This is a genomic window from Pseudolabrys sp. (genome assembly GCF_050250095.1).
Taxonomy (GTDB): domain Bacteria; phylum Pseudomonadota; class Alphaproteobacteria; order Rhizobiales; family Xanthobacteraceae; genus Pseudolabrys.
The window spans coordinates 163,950-179,336 of sequence record NZ_JBFWPH010000006.1; the positions used below are offsets into that span (position 1 = coordinate 163,950).

Consider the following 15,387-nt stretch of genomic DNA (forward strand, 5'->3'; position numbering starts at 1 on the left):
CTAACCTACTCGCGTCCGCTCGCGCGTTCTGCTACTTGCATGGCGTCGATCTCACACGGATGGCGGGCGTTTCGCGTTCGCCCTGCTTGGCGCACCGCCGGAGCTTTTCATGTTGACCCCGCTGCGCGCGGCAGCCCACTTCCTCGAACATCGGATCGGCTGGAATCGCATCGGCTTCGTCTTGAGCCTTTGCATCATCGGCGTCGCGCTGTTCGTGCTGTACCGCATGCTGCACGGCATCGATATCGACGAGGTGCTGGCCGCGATCCGTGCGACCGACAACCGTCACATCGCCGTCGCGGCGTTCTTCGTCGCCTGCGGCTACTTCACGCTGACCTTCTACGATTTTTTCGCGCTGCGAACCGTCGGGTATCGCGACATTCCGTACCGGATCGCGGCGATCGGCGGCTTCACCAGTTATTCGATCGGCCACAATATCGGCGCGACGGTCTTTACCGGCGGCGCGGTGCGCTACCGCATCTATTCGGCCTACGGTCTCGATGCGGTCGACGTCGCCAAGATCTGCTTCATCGCCGGGCTGACGTTCTGGCTCGGCAACGTCACGGTGCTCGGCCTCGGTGTCGCTATCGAGCCGAGCGCTGCCTCGGCGGTCGATCAACTGCCGCCGGCGATCAATCGCGCCATCGCGATCGGCATGCTGGTCGTACTCGCGTCCTATGTTGCGTGGGTCTGGAGCGCGCCGCGCGCCATCGGCCGCGGCGGCTGGGTGGTGCGGCTGCCGAACGGTCCCTCGACGCTGCTGCAAATCCTGATCGGCATCGTCGATCTCGGCTGCTGCGCGCTGGCGATGTATATGTTGCTGCCGGGCGATCCGCCGATCGACTTCATCGCGCTCGCGGTGGTGTTCGTCTCGGCGACGCTGCTGGGTTTCGCGAGCCACGCGCCCGGCGGCCTCGGTGTGTTCGATGCCGCGATGCTGGTGGCGTTGTGGCAGTTCGACCGTGAGCAGCTTCTGGCCGGCCTGCTGCTGTTCCGACTGCTCTATTACATCGCGCCGTTCATCCTCGCGGTTGTCATCCTTGGCATCCGCGAAATCGTCATTAACATGCGCGGGACGGGCAAGGTCTCGCGGTCGTCGCGCGTCGAGGTGTCCGGGCCGCTGCGCAGTGAAATCGAGAAGCGGGTCGGCGAACGCGACGGCGCCTGATCCGTCAGACAATCCGGGCGGCGACCCATGGCGGCCGAAGGTACGAACGCGACGAATGGCGTCCCGCAAGGCTGGCGGACGCGGTTTCGCGCCGCCTGGCAGGCGTTGACGGGAGAAGCGTCGGCCGCCGACCGAGCGGTTCCACCACCGGTCTCCGCCGTCGCGGTAATTTCGGACGGTGCGGTCATCGACGCCGTCATCGGCGGCATCCCTGCGCCGACCATCGTGATTGACCGTGATGGCAAGGTGCTGGCGTTCAACGCACCGGCGGCGGCGATTGCGCCGGCGCTACGGCCCGCCGAGCCGGCGCTCATCACGCTGCGCATGCCGGAGGTGGTCGATGCGATCCGTCGCGTCTCCACGACAGGGGAAAGCCAGCGTGTCGAATATTACCAGCGGGTGCCGGTCGAGCGCTGGTTTGAGGTCTTCGTCGCGCCGGCAGCGCTGCCATCCGGCGAAGCAAAGACCGCACGCGAGCTGCTGGTGATGACGTTCCACGATCTCACGCCATTGCGGAGGGTCGAGGAAATGCGGGCCGATTTCGTCGCCAATGCCAGCCACGAATTGCGCACGCCGCTCGCCGCACTGTCCGGTTTCATCGAGACGCTGCAGGGTCCGGCCCGCGACGATGTCGCCGCGCGCGAACGCTTCCTGGGGATCATGCGCAGTCAGGCCGCCCGCATGGCGCGGCTGATCGACGATCTGCTGTCGCTGTCGCGGATCGAACTCAACGCGCATCTGCGGCCCAATACGCCGGTCGATCTTGCTCCGATCGTCAGGCAGGTGGTCGACGGTCTGCAGCCGTTGGCGCGCGAGCGTGACGTGGAAATCAGGATCGACACGCCGCCTGCGTCGCTCACGGTGCTCGGCGACCGCGACGAACTGGTGCGGGCCATCGAAAATCTCGTCGAGAATGCGTTGAAATACGGCGCGAGCGGCAAGGGTGTCGACATCGCGCTGTCGCGCGGAGTGGTGCGGGATGGCACCGAGGAGGCCCGGATCGTCGTGCGCGACTACGGGCCGGGCATCGCGCCCGAACATTTGCCGCGGCTGACCGAGCGCTTCTATCGCGTCGATGTTGCCGGAAGCCGCGCGCAGGGCGGCACCGGCCTCGGCCTCGCGCTGGTCAAGCACGTGCTCAATCGGCACGGCGGCCGGCTCGCGATCGAGAGCGCGCCGGGGGCAGGGGCGACCTTTACGCTTCATCTGCCATTGCGCCCCGCCGCGGTTGGCTGAACTTCATTTTCTCCTTATTTTTCAAGTTTTTGCGCCGTCATGTGCTTGTCATGCAGCTTTTATAAAAGCGTCATGTGCAGCCCATAACCCTGCGGCCAGTTCCGGAACACGCCAGACGAAAACCGAGGGCGGCCCGGATCCGCGGTGCAAGAAGGCGCACCGAGTTCACGAAAGGCGCCTCTGCGGCGCGTAAGTCGACGACCGGCGGTCATGGACCGGCGGACCACCATCGGCTTCAAACATGGAGAAGACAGTGAAACACTTCAGCAAATTTGCAGTGGCGGGCCTGTTGGCGGCCGCCGCTCTGACCCCGGCCGCCGCCGCCGATATCTCCGGCGCCGGCGCGACCTTTCCCTATCCGGTCTACGCGAAGTGGGCTGATGCCTATAAGAAGCAGACCGGCGTCGGCCTGAATTATCAGTCGATCGGCTCCGGCGGCGGCATCAAGCAGATCAAGGCCAAGACCGTGACCTTCGGCGCCAGCGACGCGCCGCTCAAGGGCGAAGACCTCGAGAAGACCGGCCTCGTCCAGTTCCCGATGGTGATGGGCGGCATCGTTCCGGTCGTCAACATCGACGGCGTGAAGCCCGGCGAACTCGTGCTCGACGGCCCGACGCTCGCCAAGATTTTCATGGGCGACGTGAAGAAATGGGATGACGCGGCGATCAAGAAGCTCAACCCGAACGCCAAGCTGCCGAGTCAGGCGATCGCCATCGTCCACCGTTCGGACGGCTCCGGTACCACCTTCAACTTCACCTACTACCTTTCGGACGTCAGCGCCGATTGGAAGTCGAAAGTCGGCACCAACACCGCGGTGCAGTGGCCGGCCGGCATCGGCGCCAAGGGCAACGAAGGCGTCGCCAACAACGTGGCACAGACCAAGGGCTCGATCGGCTACGTCGAGTATGCCTACGCGCTGCAGAACAAGCTGACCTTCACCAAGATGATCAACAAGGACGGCAAGACCGTCGCGCCGGAGTCGAAGGCCTTTCAGGCTGCTGCGGCGAATGCCAACTGGTCGTCGCAGCCCGGCTATGGCGTGATCCTCGCCAACCAGCCGGGCGCGGAATCCTGGCCGATGACCGCGGCGACTTGGATCCTGATGTACAAGAAGCCGTCCGATCCGGCGGTTGCCCTTGAGGCGCTGAAGTTCTTCGCGTGGGCCTACGACAAGGGCGACGCCATGGCGGGCGAACTCGACTACATCGCCATGCCTGACAACGTGGTCGCCAGCGTCAAGAAGACCTGGGCGTCCGAAATCAAGGACGCGAACGGCAAAGCCCTCTACGCGATGACCAACTGATCCTGGTCCTAAACGGGGAAAAGGCGTCAAACGGCGCCTTTTTCTTGTCCACCGCGGTCTCGGTTTGCGGCTTGCCAGCCTCCGACAGGACCGATTGAGTGGCTCTCCGGTTAGCCCGCCGTCGGTCGAGCGATCCGATGGTGGCGAGCAAGGGAGAGCCTGATGCCACCCGCCGAGAGGCGACCGATGGTTGATGTAGCGTTGCAACGGGATGTCCGGGCGACGATGGCTGTCAAGCCGGATCGCGCCAAGGTTCTCCAAAAACTGAAGGTTACTGACGCGGCGTTCCGCGGCCTGACCCGCGCCGCCGCTATCGCGGTCCTGGTGATCCTCGGCGGCATCATTGTGTCGCTGATCCACGGCTCGTCCCTCGCCTTGGGCCAATTCGGCTTCAGCTTCCTTTGGACGGAAAGCTGGAATCCGGTCACCGGCAATTTCGGCGCGCTGGCGCCGATTTACGGCACCATCGTCACCTCGATCATCGCAATGGCGATCGCCGTTCCAATCGGGCTGTTCATCTCGTTGTTTCTTACCGAGTTGTGCCCGATGGTGTTGCGCCGACCGATCGGCATCGCCATCGAGCTGCTCGCCGGCATCCCCAGCATCATCTACGGCATCTGGGGCCTGTTCATCTTCGCGCCGTTTCTGCAAACGACGCTGCAACCGTTCCTGATCGACGTGTTCGGCAATATCCCGCTTCTCAACTCGTTGTTTGCGGGGCCGCCCTATGGCATCGGCATGCTGACCTCCGGCCTCGTGCTGGCGATCATGGTGCTGCCGTTCATCACGTCGATTTCGCGCGACGTGTTTGAGGCCGTACCGCCGGTCCTGAAGGAAGCCGCTTACGGCGTCGGCTGCACGACCTGGGAAGTGGTCCGCTATGTGGTGCTGCCCTATGCGCGGGTCGGCGTGATCGGCGGCGTCATGCTCGGCCTCGGCCGCGCACTCGGCGAGACGATGGCGGTGACCTTCGTGATCGGCAATGCGCACCGCATTTCCGGCTCGATCCTCGCGCCCGGCACGACGATTTCGGCGACCATCGCCAACGAATTCACCGAGGCGGTCGAGGATATCTACACCTCGTCATTGATCGCGCTCGGCCTCATCCTGTTCGCCATCACCTTCATCGTGCTGGCGCTCGCGCGCTACATGCTCATGCGCGTGCAACGCAAGGCGGGAGCGTGATGCGATGAACGGCGCCCTCTATTATCGCCGCCGCCAGAAAAACAGAATCGCCGTCACGCTCTCGATCGGCGCAACACTGTTCGGTCTCGCCTGGCTCGTGCTGATCCTCGCGGTTCTGCTCTGGAAGGGTTTCAGCGGCCTGTCCCTCGCAGTCTTCACGCAGATGACGCCGCCACCGGGTTCGGCCGGCGGCCTGCTCAATCCGATCGTCGGCAGCCTCATCATGACCGTGCTCGCCGTGCTGATCGGCACGCCGCTCGGCATTCTCGCCGGCACTTATATGGCGGAGTACGGCCGCTACGACCGGCTGACGTCCGTGGTGCGTTTCATCAACGACATCCTGCTAAGCGCGCCCTCGATCGTGATCGGCCTGTTCATCTACGAGGTGATGGTCGCGCAGATGGGGCACTTCTCGGGCCTCGCCGGCGCCATAGCATTGAGCGTCATTGTGGTGCCGGTCGTGGTGCGAACGACCGAGGACATGCTGACGCTGGTGCCCGACACGCTTCGCGAGGCCGGCGCCTCGATCGGCCTGCCGCGCGCGATGATGATCACCAAGGTCGCCTACCGTGCCGCCAGCGCCGGCATGGTCACCGGCGTGCTGCTCGCGGTCGCCCGCATCAGCGGCGAAACCGCGCCGCTCCTGTTCACCGCACTCAATAACCAGTTCTGGAGCGCGGATCTCAACACGCCGATGGCGAGCCTGCCGGTCGTCATCTTCCAGTTCGCGCTCAGTCCCTACAAGGAATGGCAGCAACTGGCCTGGACCGGCGCGCTTATCATCACCCTGACGGTGCTTGCCCTGAGCATCGTTGCACGTGCCCTTGCGGCGCCGAGGAAATCGTCATGAGTATGGCCACCTTCACCGTCCCGATCGTCGCGCATTCCGCCGTCGATCCGCAGGAGCTCGAGGCAAGGATTGCCGTCAAGAATCTCGACTTCCTCTATGGCGACCATCGTGCGCTGAAGTCGATCAATGTGTCGCTCTATGATCGGAAGGTGACGGCCTTTATCGGTCCGTCCGGCTGCGGCAAGTCGACATTGCTGCGCATCTTGAACCGGATGTACGACCTTTACCCGAACCAGCGCGCCACGGGCGAAGTGCTGTTCGACGGCGAGGACATTCTGTCGCCGTCGCAGGACATCAACCTGCTGCGCGCGCGCATCGGCATGGTGTTCCAGAAGCCGACACCGTTCCCGATGACGATCTACGAGAACATCGCCTTCGGCATCCGCCTCTACGAGAAGCTGCCGAAGTCCGAACTCGACGATCGCGTGCAGCATGCGCTCGCCCGCGCCGCGCTGTGGGAGGAGGTCAAGAACAAGCTCAACGCGAGCGGCCTCAGCCTGTCCGGCGGCCAGCAGCAGCGCCTGTGCATCGCGCGCACCGTCGCGGTGCGGCCGGAGGTCATCCTGTTCGACGAGCCGTGCTCGGCGCTCGACCCGATCTCGACGGCAAAGATCGAAGAGCTGATCAACGAGCTGAAGGAGGACTACACGATCGCCATCGTGACGCACAACATGCAGCAGGCCGCGCGCGTCTCGGACTTCACGGCGTTCATGTATCTCGGCGAACTGGTCGAATTCGGCGACACCACCAAGATCTTCACCTCGCCGAACGACCGGCGCACCCAGGACTACATCACCGGCCGCTTCGGCTGAGGCGGATCAGGGAAGGACGACAGGTTATGAGCGACCATACCAGCAAGGCTTTCGACAGCGATCTGCAGGAACTCGCCCGCATGGTGGCCGAGATGGGCGGCCTCGCGGAAAAGCTGATTTCGGACAGTGTCGATGCGCTGGCGCGCCGCGATACCGGCCTCGCGCAGCGCGTGACCGCTGCCGACGCCCAGATCGACGATTTGCAGCGGGACATCGAGCAGAAGGCGATCCTCACCATCGCCCGCCGTCAGCCGATGGCGGTCGACCTGCGCGATATCGTCGGCGCGCTTCGCATCGCGAACGACATCGAGCGTATCGGCGATCTCGCCAAGAACATCGCCAAGCGGGTGATCGCCCTCAACGGCGACTTCCCGCCGCCGAAGCTGATCCGCGGCGTCGAGCACATGTCGGACCTCGTGCTCGGCCAGCTCAAGTCTGTGCTCGATTCCTACGCCCGGCGCGACGACGCCAAGGCGATGGCGGTGTGGCGAGGCGACGAGCAGATCGACGCCATGTGTACGTCGGTGTTCCGCGAGCTTCTCACCTATATGATCGAAGACCCGCGCAACATCACGTTCGGCATTCATCTGATGTTCTGCGCCAAGAACGTCGAGCGCATGGGTGACCACGCCACCAACATCGCCGAGACGGTTCATTACATCATCGGCGGTGAGGCGATCACCGAGCGGCGGCCGAAGGGCGAGGACACCACCTTCGCCATTTCGCAGGCCGCTGGACGTTGAACGGAGAGCGCCGCAGCATGAGCGCACGCATCCTGATCGTCGAGGACGAAGAGCCCTTGACCATGTTGCTGCGATACAACCTCGAAGCCGAGGGCTACGAGGTGGAAACGGCTGCGCGCGGCGACGACGCCGACACCCGCCTGAAGGAAGCGACCCCCGATCTTGTCGTGCTCGACTGGATGCTGCCGGGCCTGTCGGGCATCGAGCTGTGCCGGCGGCTGCGTGCCCGCGCCGAGACCAAGCAACTGCCGATCATCATGCTCACCGCGCGCGGCGAGGAGAGCGAGAAGGTGCGCGGGCTGGCGACCGGCGCGGACGATTATATCGTCAAGCCGTTCTCGGTGCCGGAGCTGCTGGCGCGGGTGCGCGCCCTGCTGCGCCGGGCGAACCCGGAGCGGGTTGCGAGCGTGCTGGCGATCGGTGACATCGAGCTCGACCGCGAGAAGAAACGGGTGTCGCGCGATGGACGCGCGGTCGATCTCGGCTCGACCGAGTTCCGCCTGCTTGAGTTTCTGATGGAGCGGCCCGGCCGCGTGTTTTCCCGCGAGCAGTTGCTCGACGGCGTCTGGGGCAGCGAGATCTACATCGACGAGCGCACCGTGGACGTTCATGTCGGTCGGCTGCGCAAGGTCATCAATCGCGGCCAGGACACCGATCCGATCCGCACCGTGCGCGGCGCCGGCTACGCCTTCGACGACCGCTTCGGCAAAAACGACTGACCGGCCGCGCTCTGGCGAGCAGGCCGACCGGTCAACCGACACTCAATTTGGGGGTCCGTTCGGACGGCCGAATCAGCGGAACGGCCGCTTTTCGCGGCGCCGGTCGCTCGCCGGCTGATAGGCGACGCGCGAGTGGTGCACGCAATAGGGCGCTTCCGGCTCGGCATCGCCGCCGCAGAAATAGAAATCCGAGGAGCCCGGATCACCGACCGGCCAGCGGCAAGTCCGCTCGTTCAACTCGAGCAGCGTCTTGCGCTGCTGCTCGGGGATCTCGATCAACTCCGGCTCGGGCGCGACCTCGTAGTCGTAGGCGAGTGCGGTGTTGCCGCGAATGGCGGCGCGCGGCACCCGCATCATGTGCGACGAGGTGCGGGCCTTGCGCGGGCGCGGGGAGGCCGAGGAGGGGCTCTTGGCGCGGCCGGACAGGCCAAGCCGATGGACCTTGCCGATCACGGCGTTGCGGGTGATGCCGCCGAGTTCGGCCGCGATCTGGCTGGCGGAGAGACCGTCTGCCCAGAGCTTCTTGAGCAATTCGACCCGTTCGTCGGTCCAACCCATCGAAAATTCTCCTTTGGCCTCATCCACTTGACGCAAATCCGTGACACAAACTGGGCGGAATCCCTCACCGCCGTCCGACGCGGCTCTGGCCGGACGCCTACGCTTCGACAGTGAACAAGAGACCGATCCGCCTCACGACATCTCGTGCTGGCCTAGGAAAAAACTACAATATCGGGTGACTCGCCGGCAAGAGTCCGATTCGGCCGAAGTCAACGCATCCACATTTTTCGCCGGAAAAACGGGCACTATTCACAAGTCATCGTTGTTGCGCCGCGATGCGGTGGGCCTTTGCTTATGTTGACACCCGGCGGACCGGCAATAATATGGTTCGAGTGCCGCCCGGCGGGGCGGCATATTTCATTTGTTCTGCAAACAGTTCGACCGAACCGTCGATGAACGGACCGTGCCGTGGCCTCTCACCTGTTGCCGACCTATGCGCGTATCGACCTCGCTTTCGAGCGGGGCGAGGGCGCGTGGCTGATCACGGCTGAGGGCGACCGCTACCTCGATTTTACCACCGGGGTTGCCGTCAACGTGCTCGGCCACGCACATCCGCATCTGGTCGAGGCGCTGACCGAGCAGGCGAAAAAGGTCTGGCACGTCTCCAACCTCTACCGGATCCCGGAAGGCGAACGGCTGGCCGCACGGCTCTGCGAGGCGAGCTTCGCCGACCTCGTGTTTTTCCAGAATTCAGGCGCCGAGGCGCTCGAATGCGCGATCAAGATGGCGCGCAAGTACCAGTCCGCCTCCGGCAAGCCGGAACGCTACCGCATTGTCACCTTCGAGGGCGCGTTCCACGGCCGCACGCTGACGACCATCGCGGCGACGGGGAACAAAAAGTATCTCGAAGGCTTCGGCCCGCCGGTGCAGGGCTTCGACCAGGTACCGTTCGGCGATATCGAAGCCGTCAAGAAAGCGATCGGGCCGGAGACCGCCGCGATCCTGATCGAGCCGATCCAGGGCGAGGGCGGCGTGCGTGTCGCCGCGCCGGAATTCCTGCGCGCGTTGCGCCAGCTTTGCGACCAGCATGATATCCTGCTGATGTTCGACGAAGTGCAGACCGGCTTTGCGCGCACCGGCGAATTGTTCGCCTATCAGCGCAGCGGCGTGACGCCGGACATCATGTCGCTTGCCAAGGCGCTTGGCGGCGGCTTCCCGGTCGGCGCGTGTCTTTCGACGGCGGAAGCCGGCAAGGGCATGACTGCCGGCACGCACGGCTCGACCTTCGGCGGCAATCCGCTTGCGATGGCGGTCGGTAATGCCGTGCTCGACGTCATCATGAAGCCGGGCTTCATCGACCATGTGTGCAAGATTTCCGTGCTGCTCAAGCAGCGGCTTGCCGAAATCCGCGACCGCTATCCGACCGTGATCGCGGAAGTGCGCGGCGAGGGGCTGCTGATCGGCCTGCGGGCGGTCAATCCGTCCAGCGAACTGGTCGACGAGTTACGCGCCGAAAAGATGATCACCGTCGGCGCGGGTGACAATGTGGTACGGCTGTTGCCGCCACTGATCCTCAGTGAGCCGGAGATGGTCGAGGCGGTGAACCGCATCGACCGCGCCTGCGCCAGGATTGCGGAAAATCATGCGCGGCCACCGAAGGCGGGGGCGGCCTGATGACGGACAACGACGTGAGACATTTTCTCGATCTGACCGATATTCCGCGCGAGACGCTGGACGCGATCATCGCGGCGAGCCGGCGCATGAAGGAGCGGCGCGCCGCGGGCGAACCGGACAAGCATCCGCTCGCCGGCAAGACGCTGGCAATGATCTTCGACAAGCCGTCGACGCGCACGCGCGTTTCGTTCGATGTCGGGATGCGCCAGCTTGGCGGCGAGGCGATCCTGTTGACCGCGCAGGAGATGCAGCTCGGTCGCGGCGAGACGCTGGCCGATACTGCGCGCGTGCTGTCGCGGTACGTCGACGCCATCGTCATCCGCATTCTCGACCACAATGCAGTGACCGAGATTGCGACCCATGCGACGATCCCGGTCATCAACGGTCTGACGCGGCGCTCGCACCCCTGTCAGGTGCTGACGGACGTGATGACCTACGAGGAAAAGCGCGGCTCGATCAGCGGCCGCACGGTGGCCTGGACCGGCGACGCCAACAACGTGCTCGCCTCGTGGATGCATGCGGCCGAGCGGTTCAAATTCGAATTGCGGGTGGCGACGCCGCCGGAACTCAAGCCGAAGAAATGGCTGCTGGACTGGGTGAAGTCGTCGGGCGCAGATATTCATATCGGCGCCGATCCGGAGGCTGCCGTGAAGGATGCCGACTGCATCGTCACCGATACCTGGGTGTCGATGGGCGACAAGGACGGCAAGCGCCGGCACAATCTGCTGAAGCGCTATCAGGTCAATGCCCGGCTGATGGCCAAGGCCAAGTCGGATGCGATTTTCATGCACTGCCTGCCGGCGCATCGCGGCGAGGAGGTCACGGACGAGGTGATCGACGGGCCGCAGTCGGTGGTGTTCGACGAGGCGGAAAACCGCCTGCATGCCCAGAAGGGCCTGCTCGCCTGGTGCATGCACGCGGACGTGCGTTAGGGCGGGGTTGCCGGCCGCACTGGCAATCGCGTCCCGCGGGCTTACATAGGGCCTGCCACCATAGGGCCTGCCACCGACGGATTCGACGACATGACCCGCCCGGATATCACTCGTCATCCCGACATCCCGTCCCGCGCGCCGTCCGCCGCGGTCGAGGACGACGCGATCCTGCCGTTCGAAATTTCCGCGCTCGATCTGCGCGGCCGCGTCGTGCGGCTCGGCCCTGCGGTCGACGACATTCTGCGCCGGCACGATTACCCGCTTCCCGTCGCCAAGCTGCTCGGCGAGGCCATTGCGCTCACTGTGCTGCTCGGCTCGTCGCTGAAGATCGAAGGACGGCTTATTCTGCAGACGCAGGCCGATGGCCCGGTTCGCATGCTGCTCGTCGACTACACCGCGCCGGACAAGGTGCGCGCCTGCGCGCGCTTCGATCGCGCCCTCGTCGAGGCGGCGGTTGCCGCGGGCAAGGCGGACAGCGGCGCGCTGCTCGGCCGCGGCCATCTGGCGATGACGATCGATCAGGGGCCGGACATGAATCGCTATCAGGGCCTCGTCGCGCTCGACGGCGGCACGCTGGAAGACGTCGCGCATGAGTATTTCCTGCGTTCCGAACAGATCCCGACTCGCGTGCGGCTCGCGGTCGCGGAGGAGCTGCGCGCGGCGGAAGGTGGCGCACAGCATCGCTGGCGCGCCGGCGGCATCCTGCTGCAATTCCTGCCGCGGGCGCCCGAGCGCATGCAGGTTGCTGACCTCGACCCGGGCGATGCGCCCGACGGCGTGGCGCAGCACGAGGTCGAGGAAGACGACGCCTGGGTTGAAGGCCGGGCGCTGGTCGAGACAGTGGAAGACGTCGAACTGATCGATCCCGACCTGTCCAGCGAACGGCTGGTGTTTCGGCTGTTCCACGAGCGGGGCGTGCGCGTGTTCAACTCGACCGATGTGCGGTCGGAGTGCTCCTGCTCGCGGCCGAATGTCGAGGCGATGCTGCGGAACTTCTCGCAGGACGATCGCGATCATATGGTCGAGAACGGCGTCATCTCGGTGACCTGCGAGTTCTGCAGCAGCACTTACCTCTTCGATCCCGACGAGGTTGCTCCCGCATGATGCGCCGGACCGGCGAGAGCTGCGCCGCTGCCGTTGCGGTCGCCGCCGCCCTGATGGCGTCGTCCGGCCTTGCTGCCGCGCAGTCCTGTCCCGAGCCGCTTGCCTCGGCGCGCCGGCTTGTGCTCGTCACCGCCGACGGCATGACCACCAGCAAGGCGCGGTTGCGGCTCTACGAGCGGGCGGCGCCCAATGCAGGCTGGCGACCGGCGGGCGGCGTCGCGCCTGCGATCATCGGGCGAAACGGCATCGCGTGGTCCTTCGCGTTCCGGCAACTTGCTGTGCGGGGCGAGCCGGTCAAGGTCGATGGCGACAAGCGCGCGCCGGCGGGGATCTATCGGCTGGGACGGAATTTCGGGCTCGCGCCATCAAGCCGCGCAGGTGATCTGCACCTCACGGAAGGAACCGTTTGCGTCGACGATCCGGCGTCGCCCGCCTACAACACCATCACCTCGCGCGCCAAAGTCGGCTGGAAGGTGCATGGCGAGAACATGTGGCGCATTCCGCACTACCGGCATGGCATCGTGGTCGATTATCCGACCAACCGCCGGCAACACGGCGGCTCCTGCATCTTCATCCATCTCAAGATGCCGCAGGCGACCTCGACGTCCGGTTGTGTCGCGCTCGAAGAGCCGGCGCTGCGTGCGTTGCAGGAATTTGCCGCGCCCGGCGCGGTGCTGGCGATTTTGCCGGCGCAGGCGGCGCGCCGCCTCGGCGCCTGCCTTCCGCCTCCGCGTTAGTTGATGACGCGCTTGTTGGCCGGGGAGTCGAGCGAAAAGGCCGGCACCTCGATGTCGAATTGCTCGCCGCTTTCCGACACCATCCCGTAGCTGCCGAGCATGAAACCGGACGCCGTCTGCAGCGGAACGCCGCTCGTATATTCGTAGGACTCGCCCGGTTTGAGCACCGGTTCCTCGCCGACGACGCCGGGGCCGCGCACTTCCTGCAAGCGGCCGTTGCCGTCGGTGATCCGCCAGTGCCGCGTCTTCAGCTGAACGGTTTCCGCGCTCTGGTTTCGGATGCCGATCGTATAGGCCCAGAAATAATAGCCCTCGGTTTCCGATGATCGCTCCGGCAGGAAACGCGGCGTGACCGAAACCTCAATTTTTCGTGTGACTGCGCGATACATATTGCTTGCTGTCGAGGAACGGGTCATCAGATAACCTGCCGCTGCCGGCCTCGAGATTCGTATTCAATGGATTCTCTCGCGGAATTATGGCCGAAAAGCGCGACGAAAGAAACGCCGCAATGTCTACGGGCGTAAAGCCAACGGTTGCGTCCAAACGCGATTTGCGGCTCGACCTGTTCCGTGGCCTCGCGCTCTGGCTGATCTTCCTCGACCACATCCCGTCCAACGTGGTGAGCTGGGTCACCATCCGGAATTACGGCTTCAGCGACGCCACCGAAATCTTCGTTTTCATTTCGGGTTACACCGCGGCCTTCGTCTATGGCCGCTCCATGCAGCAGAACGGCTTTGTCGTCGCCGGCGCGCGGGTGTTGAAACGCGCCTGGCAGATCTATGTTGCCCACGTCTTCCTGTTTGCGATCTATCTCGCCGAGATCGCTTATGTCGCCCACAGCTTCGACAACCCGCTCTACACCGAGGAAATGGGCATCATCAATTTCCTTCAGCATCCCGACGAGACGATCATTCAGGCGCTGCTCCTGAAGTTCAAGCCGGTCAACATGGACGTGCTGCCGCTCTATATCGTCCTGCTGCTCGGCTTCGCGCCGGCGCTATGGCTGCTGCTGCGTTCCTCGACCGGCGCGCTGGTCGCCTCAGCCGCGCTTTATGCTCTGATGTGGCGGTTCGATTTCAATATCCCGTCCTATCCGCGCGGCTCATGGGTGTTCAACCCGTTCGCCTGGCAGTTGCTGTTCGTGTTCGGCGCGTGGTGCGCGCTCGGTGGCGCGCGGCGGTTGCGGCGATGGATCGAGTCGCCGGTTACGCTGGTTCTTGCGATTGCCTATATCGCTTTTGCGTTCTCCATCACGCTGACTTGGCATTTCCCGCGGCTTGCGATCTACGTGCCGCATGTCGTGTCCGAACTCATCTATCCAATCAATAAAACCAATCTCGACGTGCTCCGCATAGCTCATTTCCTCTCGCTGGCCGTCATCACGCTTTGGCTCATTCCACGCGACTGGCCGGCGCTGAACTCGCGTTGGGTCTATCCGGCGGTGCTGTGCGGCCAGCATTCGCTGGAAATTTTCTGTCTCGGCGTATTCTTGTCGTTCGCCGGCCACTTTGTTTTCACCGAGGTGTCGAACGTTGTTGCAATGCAGGTGGCCGTCAGCCTTGCCGGAATAGCAATCATGACAGGCGCGGCGATGGTGATTGCGTGGTATAAGCGCGTCGAGCGTGGGGGCTCGGCGCGTCCGCCGGACACGCCTTCTTACGCGCGGGGCAATGCATGAAATCGCTGCGGCCGCTGCTGATCGCGCTGGTCATGCTGTCGGCGCCTGCTTCGGCCGAGATGCCGGCGGCGTGCCGGGTTGCCGAATCGCAGGTGGTTGCCGCTTTTCCGTTGCCGCAGGTCGCTGCGGCGCTCGCCAAGAAAAAACTGGATGTGCTCGTGATCGGCGCCGGCTCTTCGACGCTGCCGACCAAGGACGGCGCCGAAAAGGCCTATCCGGCGCGGTTGCAGAAGGCCCTGACAGAGACCTATCCGGGCGTGACCGTCCGCGTCGAAACCGACGTCAAGCGGGGCCGCAGCGCGGCAGAAATGTCCGTCCAACTCGTATCCATGCTCGGAACGGCAAAGCCGACGCTGGTGATCTGGCAGACCGGGACCATCGACGCCATGCGCGCGGTCGACCCGGACCGGTTCAGCGCGTCCCTCGACGCCGGCATCAATGCCGCCCGGTCGGCCAGCGCCGACGTCGTTCTGGTCAATTCCCAATACAGTCCGCGCACGGAATCGATGATTGCGCTTGGCGCCTACAACGAAAGCATGCGTTGGGTTGCATTGCAGCAAGAACTGCCTTTGTTTGACCGCTTCGGAATCATGCAGCTTTGGTCGGAACAGGGCACCTTCAACTTCCATTCCACCACGAAAAAACTTGACACCGCCGAGCGGGTTCATGATTGCATTGGGCGGCTGCTGGCCTCCCTCGTCGCCGAGGGCGCCAGGTTGGCCGCGCCGCCAGGGGGCGGGCGATAGCC

At 64.5% G+C, this 15,387-nt stretch carries 16 protein-coding genes; 14 read left to right on the forward strand and 2 right to left on the reverse strand.

Translation table 11 applies throughout. From position 1 onward, the window contains the following. The first annotated feature begins 109 nt into the window (after nt 1-109). The 8 genes from AB7F10_RS17465 (at nt 110) to phoB (ending at nt 8,016) form a co-directional block, all read left to right on the forward strand. A complete protein-coding gene (locus AB7F10_RS17465) occupies nt 110-1,168 on the forward strand; it encodes a UPF0104 family protein (RefSeq protein WP_428563143.1) in 1,059 nt (352 codons plus the stop codon). A gap of 27 nt (nt 1,169-1,195) precedes the next feature. After that, nucleotides 1,196-2,404, forward strand: a complete 1,209-nt coding sequence (locus AB7F10_RS17470; protein WP_428563141.1) for a sensor histidine kinase — start codon at nt 1,196-1,198, stop codon at nt 2,402-2,404. 241 nt (nt 2,405-2,645) lie between these two features. Beyond that, a complete protein-coding gene (pstS, locus tag AB7F10_RS17475) occupies nt 2,646-3,707 on the forward strand; it encodes a phosphate ABC transporter substrate-binding protein PstS (protein WP_428563139.1) in 1,062 nt (353 codons plus the stop codon). A gap of 225 nt (nt 3,708-3,932) precedes the next feature. Then, nucleotides 3,933-4,892: a phosphate ABC transporter permease subunit PstC gene (gene pstC, locus AB7F10_RS17480; protein WP_428563137.1), complete on the forward strand. Its 960-nt coding sequence runs from the start codon at nt 3,933-3,935 to the stop codon at nt 4,890-4,892. A 4-nt stretch (nt 4,893-4,896) separates the two neighbouring features. Next, on the forward strand, nt 4,897-5,742 hold the full coding sequence (gene pstA, locus AB7F10_RS17485; RefSeq protein ID WP_428563135.1) for a phosphate ABC transporter permease PstA: 846 nt from the start codon (nt 4,897-4,899) through the stop codon (nt 5,740-5,742). Further along, nucleotides 5,739-6,554: a phosphate ABC transporter ATP-binding protein PstB gene (pstB, locus tag AB7F10_RS17490; protein WP_428563133.1), complete on the forward strand. Its 816-nt coding sequence runs from the start codon at nt 5,739-5,741 to the stop codon at nt 6,552-6,554. Before pstA ends, pstB begins: the two co-directional genes overlap by 4 nt. Before the next feature lie 26 nt (nt 6,555-6,580). Continuing rightward, nucleotides 6,581-7,297, forward strand: coding sequence for a phosphate signaling complex protein PhoU (gene phoU / locus AB7F10_RS17495; protein WP_428563131.1), 717 nt, complete (start codon nt 6,581-6,583; stop codon nt 7,295-7,297). Nucleotides 7,298-7,314: 17 nt separating this feature from the next. Next, the gene (gene phoB / locus AB7F10_RS17500) at nt 7,315-8,016 is read left to right on the forward strand and encodes a phosphate regulon transcriptional regulator PhoB (protein WP_428563129.1); all 702 of its coding nucleotides are present in this window, start codon (nt 7,315-7,317) and stop codon (nt 8,014-8,016) included. A gap of 72 nt (nt 8,017-8,088) precedes the next feature. Here the strand turns inward: phoB and AB7F10_RS17505 are convergent, their stop codons facing one another. Then, nucleotides 8,089-8,574 (reverse strand): GcrA family cell cycle regulator, encoded by a 486-nt coding sequence (locus tag AB7F10_RS17505; RefSeq protein ID WP_428563127.1) that lies wholly within the window; start codon nt 8,572-8,574, stop codon nt 8,089-8,091. A 408-nt stretch (nt 8,575-8,982) separates the two neighbouring features. Here AB7F10_RS17505 and AB7F10_RS17510 point away from each other — a divergent pair, with 408 nt between their 5' ends. The 4 genes from AB7F10_RS17510 (at nt 8,983) to AB7F10_RS17525 (ending at nt 12,961) form a co-directional block, all read left to right on the forward strand. Then, nucleotides 8,983-10,188 carry an aspartate aminotransferase family protein gene (locus AB7F10_RS17510; RefSeq protein ID WP_428563125.1) on the forward strand — a complete coding sequence of 402 codons (1,206 nt, stop codon included), beginning with the start codon at nt 8,983-8,985 and terminating at the stop codon, nt 10,186-10,188. After that, entirely contained in the window at nt 10,188-11,120 is a 933-nt protein-coding gene (argF, locus tag AB7F10_RS17515) for an ornithine carbamoyltransferase (protein ID WP_428563123.1), read from the forward strand. Before AB7F10_RS17510 ends, argF begins: the two co-directional genes overlap by 1 nt. Nucleotides 11,121-11,210: 90 nt before the next feature. After that, complete coding sequence (locus tag AB7F10_RS17520) at nt 11,211-12,224, forward strand: Hsp33 family molecular chaperone (RefSeq protein ID WP_428563121.1); 1,014 nt, start codon at nt 11,211-11,213, stop codon at nt 12,222-12,224. Further along, entirely contained in the window at nt 12,221-12,961 is a 741-nt protein-coding gene (locus AB7F10_RS17525) for a hypothetical protein (RefSeq protein WP_428563119.1), read from the forward strand. The genes AB7F10_RS17520 and AB7F10_RS17525 overlap by 4 nt, the downstream gene beginning before the upstream one ends. Here AB7F10_RS17525 and apaG read toward each other — a convergent pair. Continuing rightward, nucleotides 12,958-13,350, reverse strand: coding sequence for a Co2+/Mg2+ efflux protein ApaG (apaG, locus tag AB7F10_RS17530; protein WP_428563445.1), 393 nt, complete (start codon nt 13,348-13,350; stop codon nt 12,958-12,960). The genes AB7F10_RS17525 and apaG overlap by 4 nt on opposite strands. Before the next feature lie 119 nt (nt 13,351-13,469). Here apaG and AB7F10_RS17535 point away from each other — a divergent pair, with 119 nt between their 5' ends. Both AB7F10_RS17535 and AB7F10_RS17540 read left to right on the forward strand, forming a co-directional pair. Further along, nucleotides 13,470-14,639: an OpgC domain-containing protein gene (locus tag AB7F10_RS17535; RefSeq protein WP_428563117.1), complete on the forward strand. Its 1,170-nt coding sequence runs from the start codon at nt 13,470-13,472 to the stop codon at nt 14,637-14,639. Continuing rightward, on the forward strand, nt 14,636-15,385 hold the full coding sequence (locus AB7F10_RS17540) for an SGNH/GDSL hydrolase family protein (protein ID WP_428563115.1): 750 nt from the start codon (nt 14,636-14,638) through the stop codon (nt 15,383-15,385). The genes AB7F10_RS17535 and AB7F10_RS17540 overlap by 4 nt, the downstream gene beginning before the upstream one ends. Nucleotides 15,386-15,387: the final 2 nt, after the last annotated feature.

Coding starts and splice junctions, on each gene's coding strand:
- pstA (WP_428563135.1), top strand. CDS start 4,897: ATGAACGGCGCCCTCTATTATCGCCGCCGCCAGAAAAACAGAATCGCC.
- AB7F10_RS17525 (WP_428563119.1), top strand. CDS start 12,221: ATGATGCGCCGGACCGGCGAGAGCTGCGCCGCTGCCGTTGCGGTCGCC.
- AB7F10_RS17470 (WP_428563141.1), top strand. CDS start 1,196: ATGGCGGCCGAAGGTACGAACGCGACGAATGGCGTCCCGCAAGGCTGG.
- argF (WP_428563123.1), top strand. CDS start 10,188: ATGACGGACAACGACGTGAGACATTTTCTCGATCTGACCGATATTCCG.
- phoB (WP_428563129.1), top strand. CDS start 7,315: ATGAGCGCACGCATCCTGATCGTCGAGGACGAAGAGCCCTTGACCATG.
- pstS (WP_428563139.1), top strand. CDS start 2,646: ATGGAGAAGACAGTGAAACACTTCAGCAAATTTGCAGTGGCGGGCCTG.
- apaG (WP_428563445.1), bottom strand. CDS start 13,350: ATGTATCGCGCAGTCACACGAAAAATTGAGGTTTCGGTCACGCCGCGT.
- pstC (WP_428563137.1), top strand. CDS start 3,933: ATGGCTGTCAAGCCGGATCGCGCCAAGGTTCTCCAAAAACTGAAGGTT.
- pstB (WP_428563133.1), top strand. CDS start 5,739: ATGAGTATGGCCACCTTCACCGTCCCGATCGTCGCGCATTCCGCCGTC.
- AB7F10_RS17520 (WP_428563121.1), top strand. CDS start 11,211: ATGACCCGCCCGGATATCACTCGTCATCCCGACATCCCGTCCCGCGCG.
- phoU (WP_428563131.1), top strand. CDS start 6,581: ATGAGCGACCATACCAGCAAGGCTTTCGACAGCGATCTGCAGGAACTC.
- AB7F10_RS17540 (WP_428563115.1), top strand. CDS start 14,636: ATGAAATCGCTGCGGCCGCTGCTGATCGCGCTGGTCATGCTGTCGGCG.
- AB7F10_RS17535 (WP_428563117.1), top strand. CDS start 13,470: ATGTCTACGGGCGTAAAGCCAACGGTTGCGTCCAAACGCGATTTGCGG.
- AB7F10_RS17505 (WP_428563127.1), bottom strand. CDS start 8,574: ATGGGTTGGACCGACGAACGGGTCGAATTGCTCAAGAAGCTCTGGGCA.
- AB7F10_RS17465 (WP_428563143.1), top strand. CDS start 110: ATGTTGACCCCGCTGCGCGCGGCAGCCCACTTCCTCGAACATCGGATC.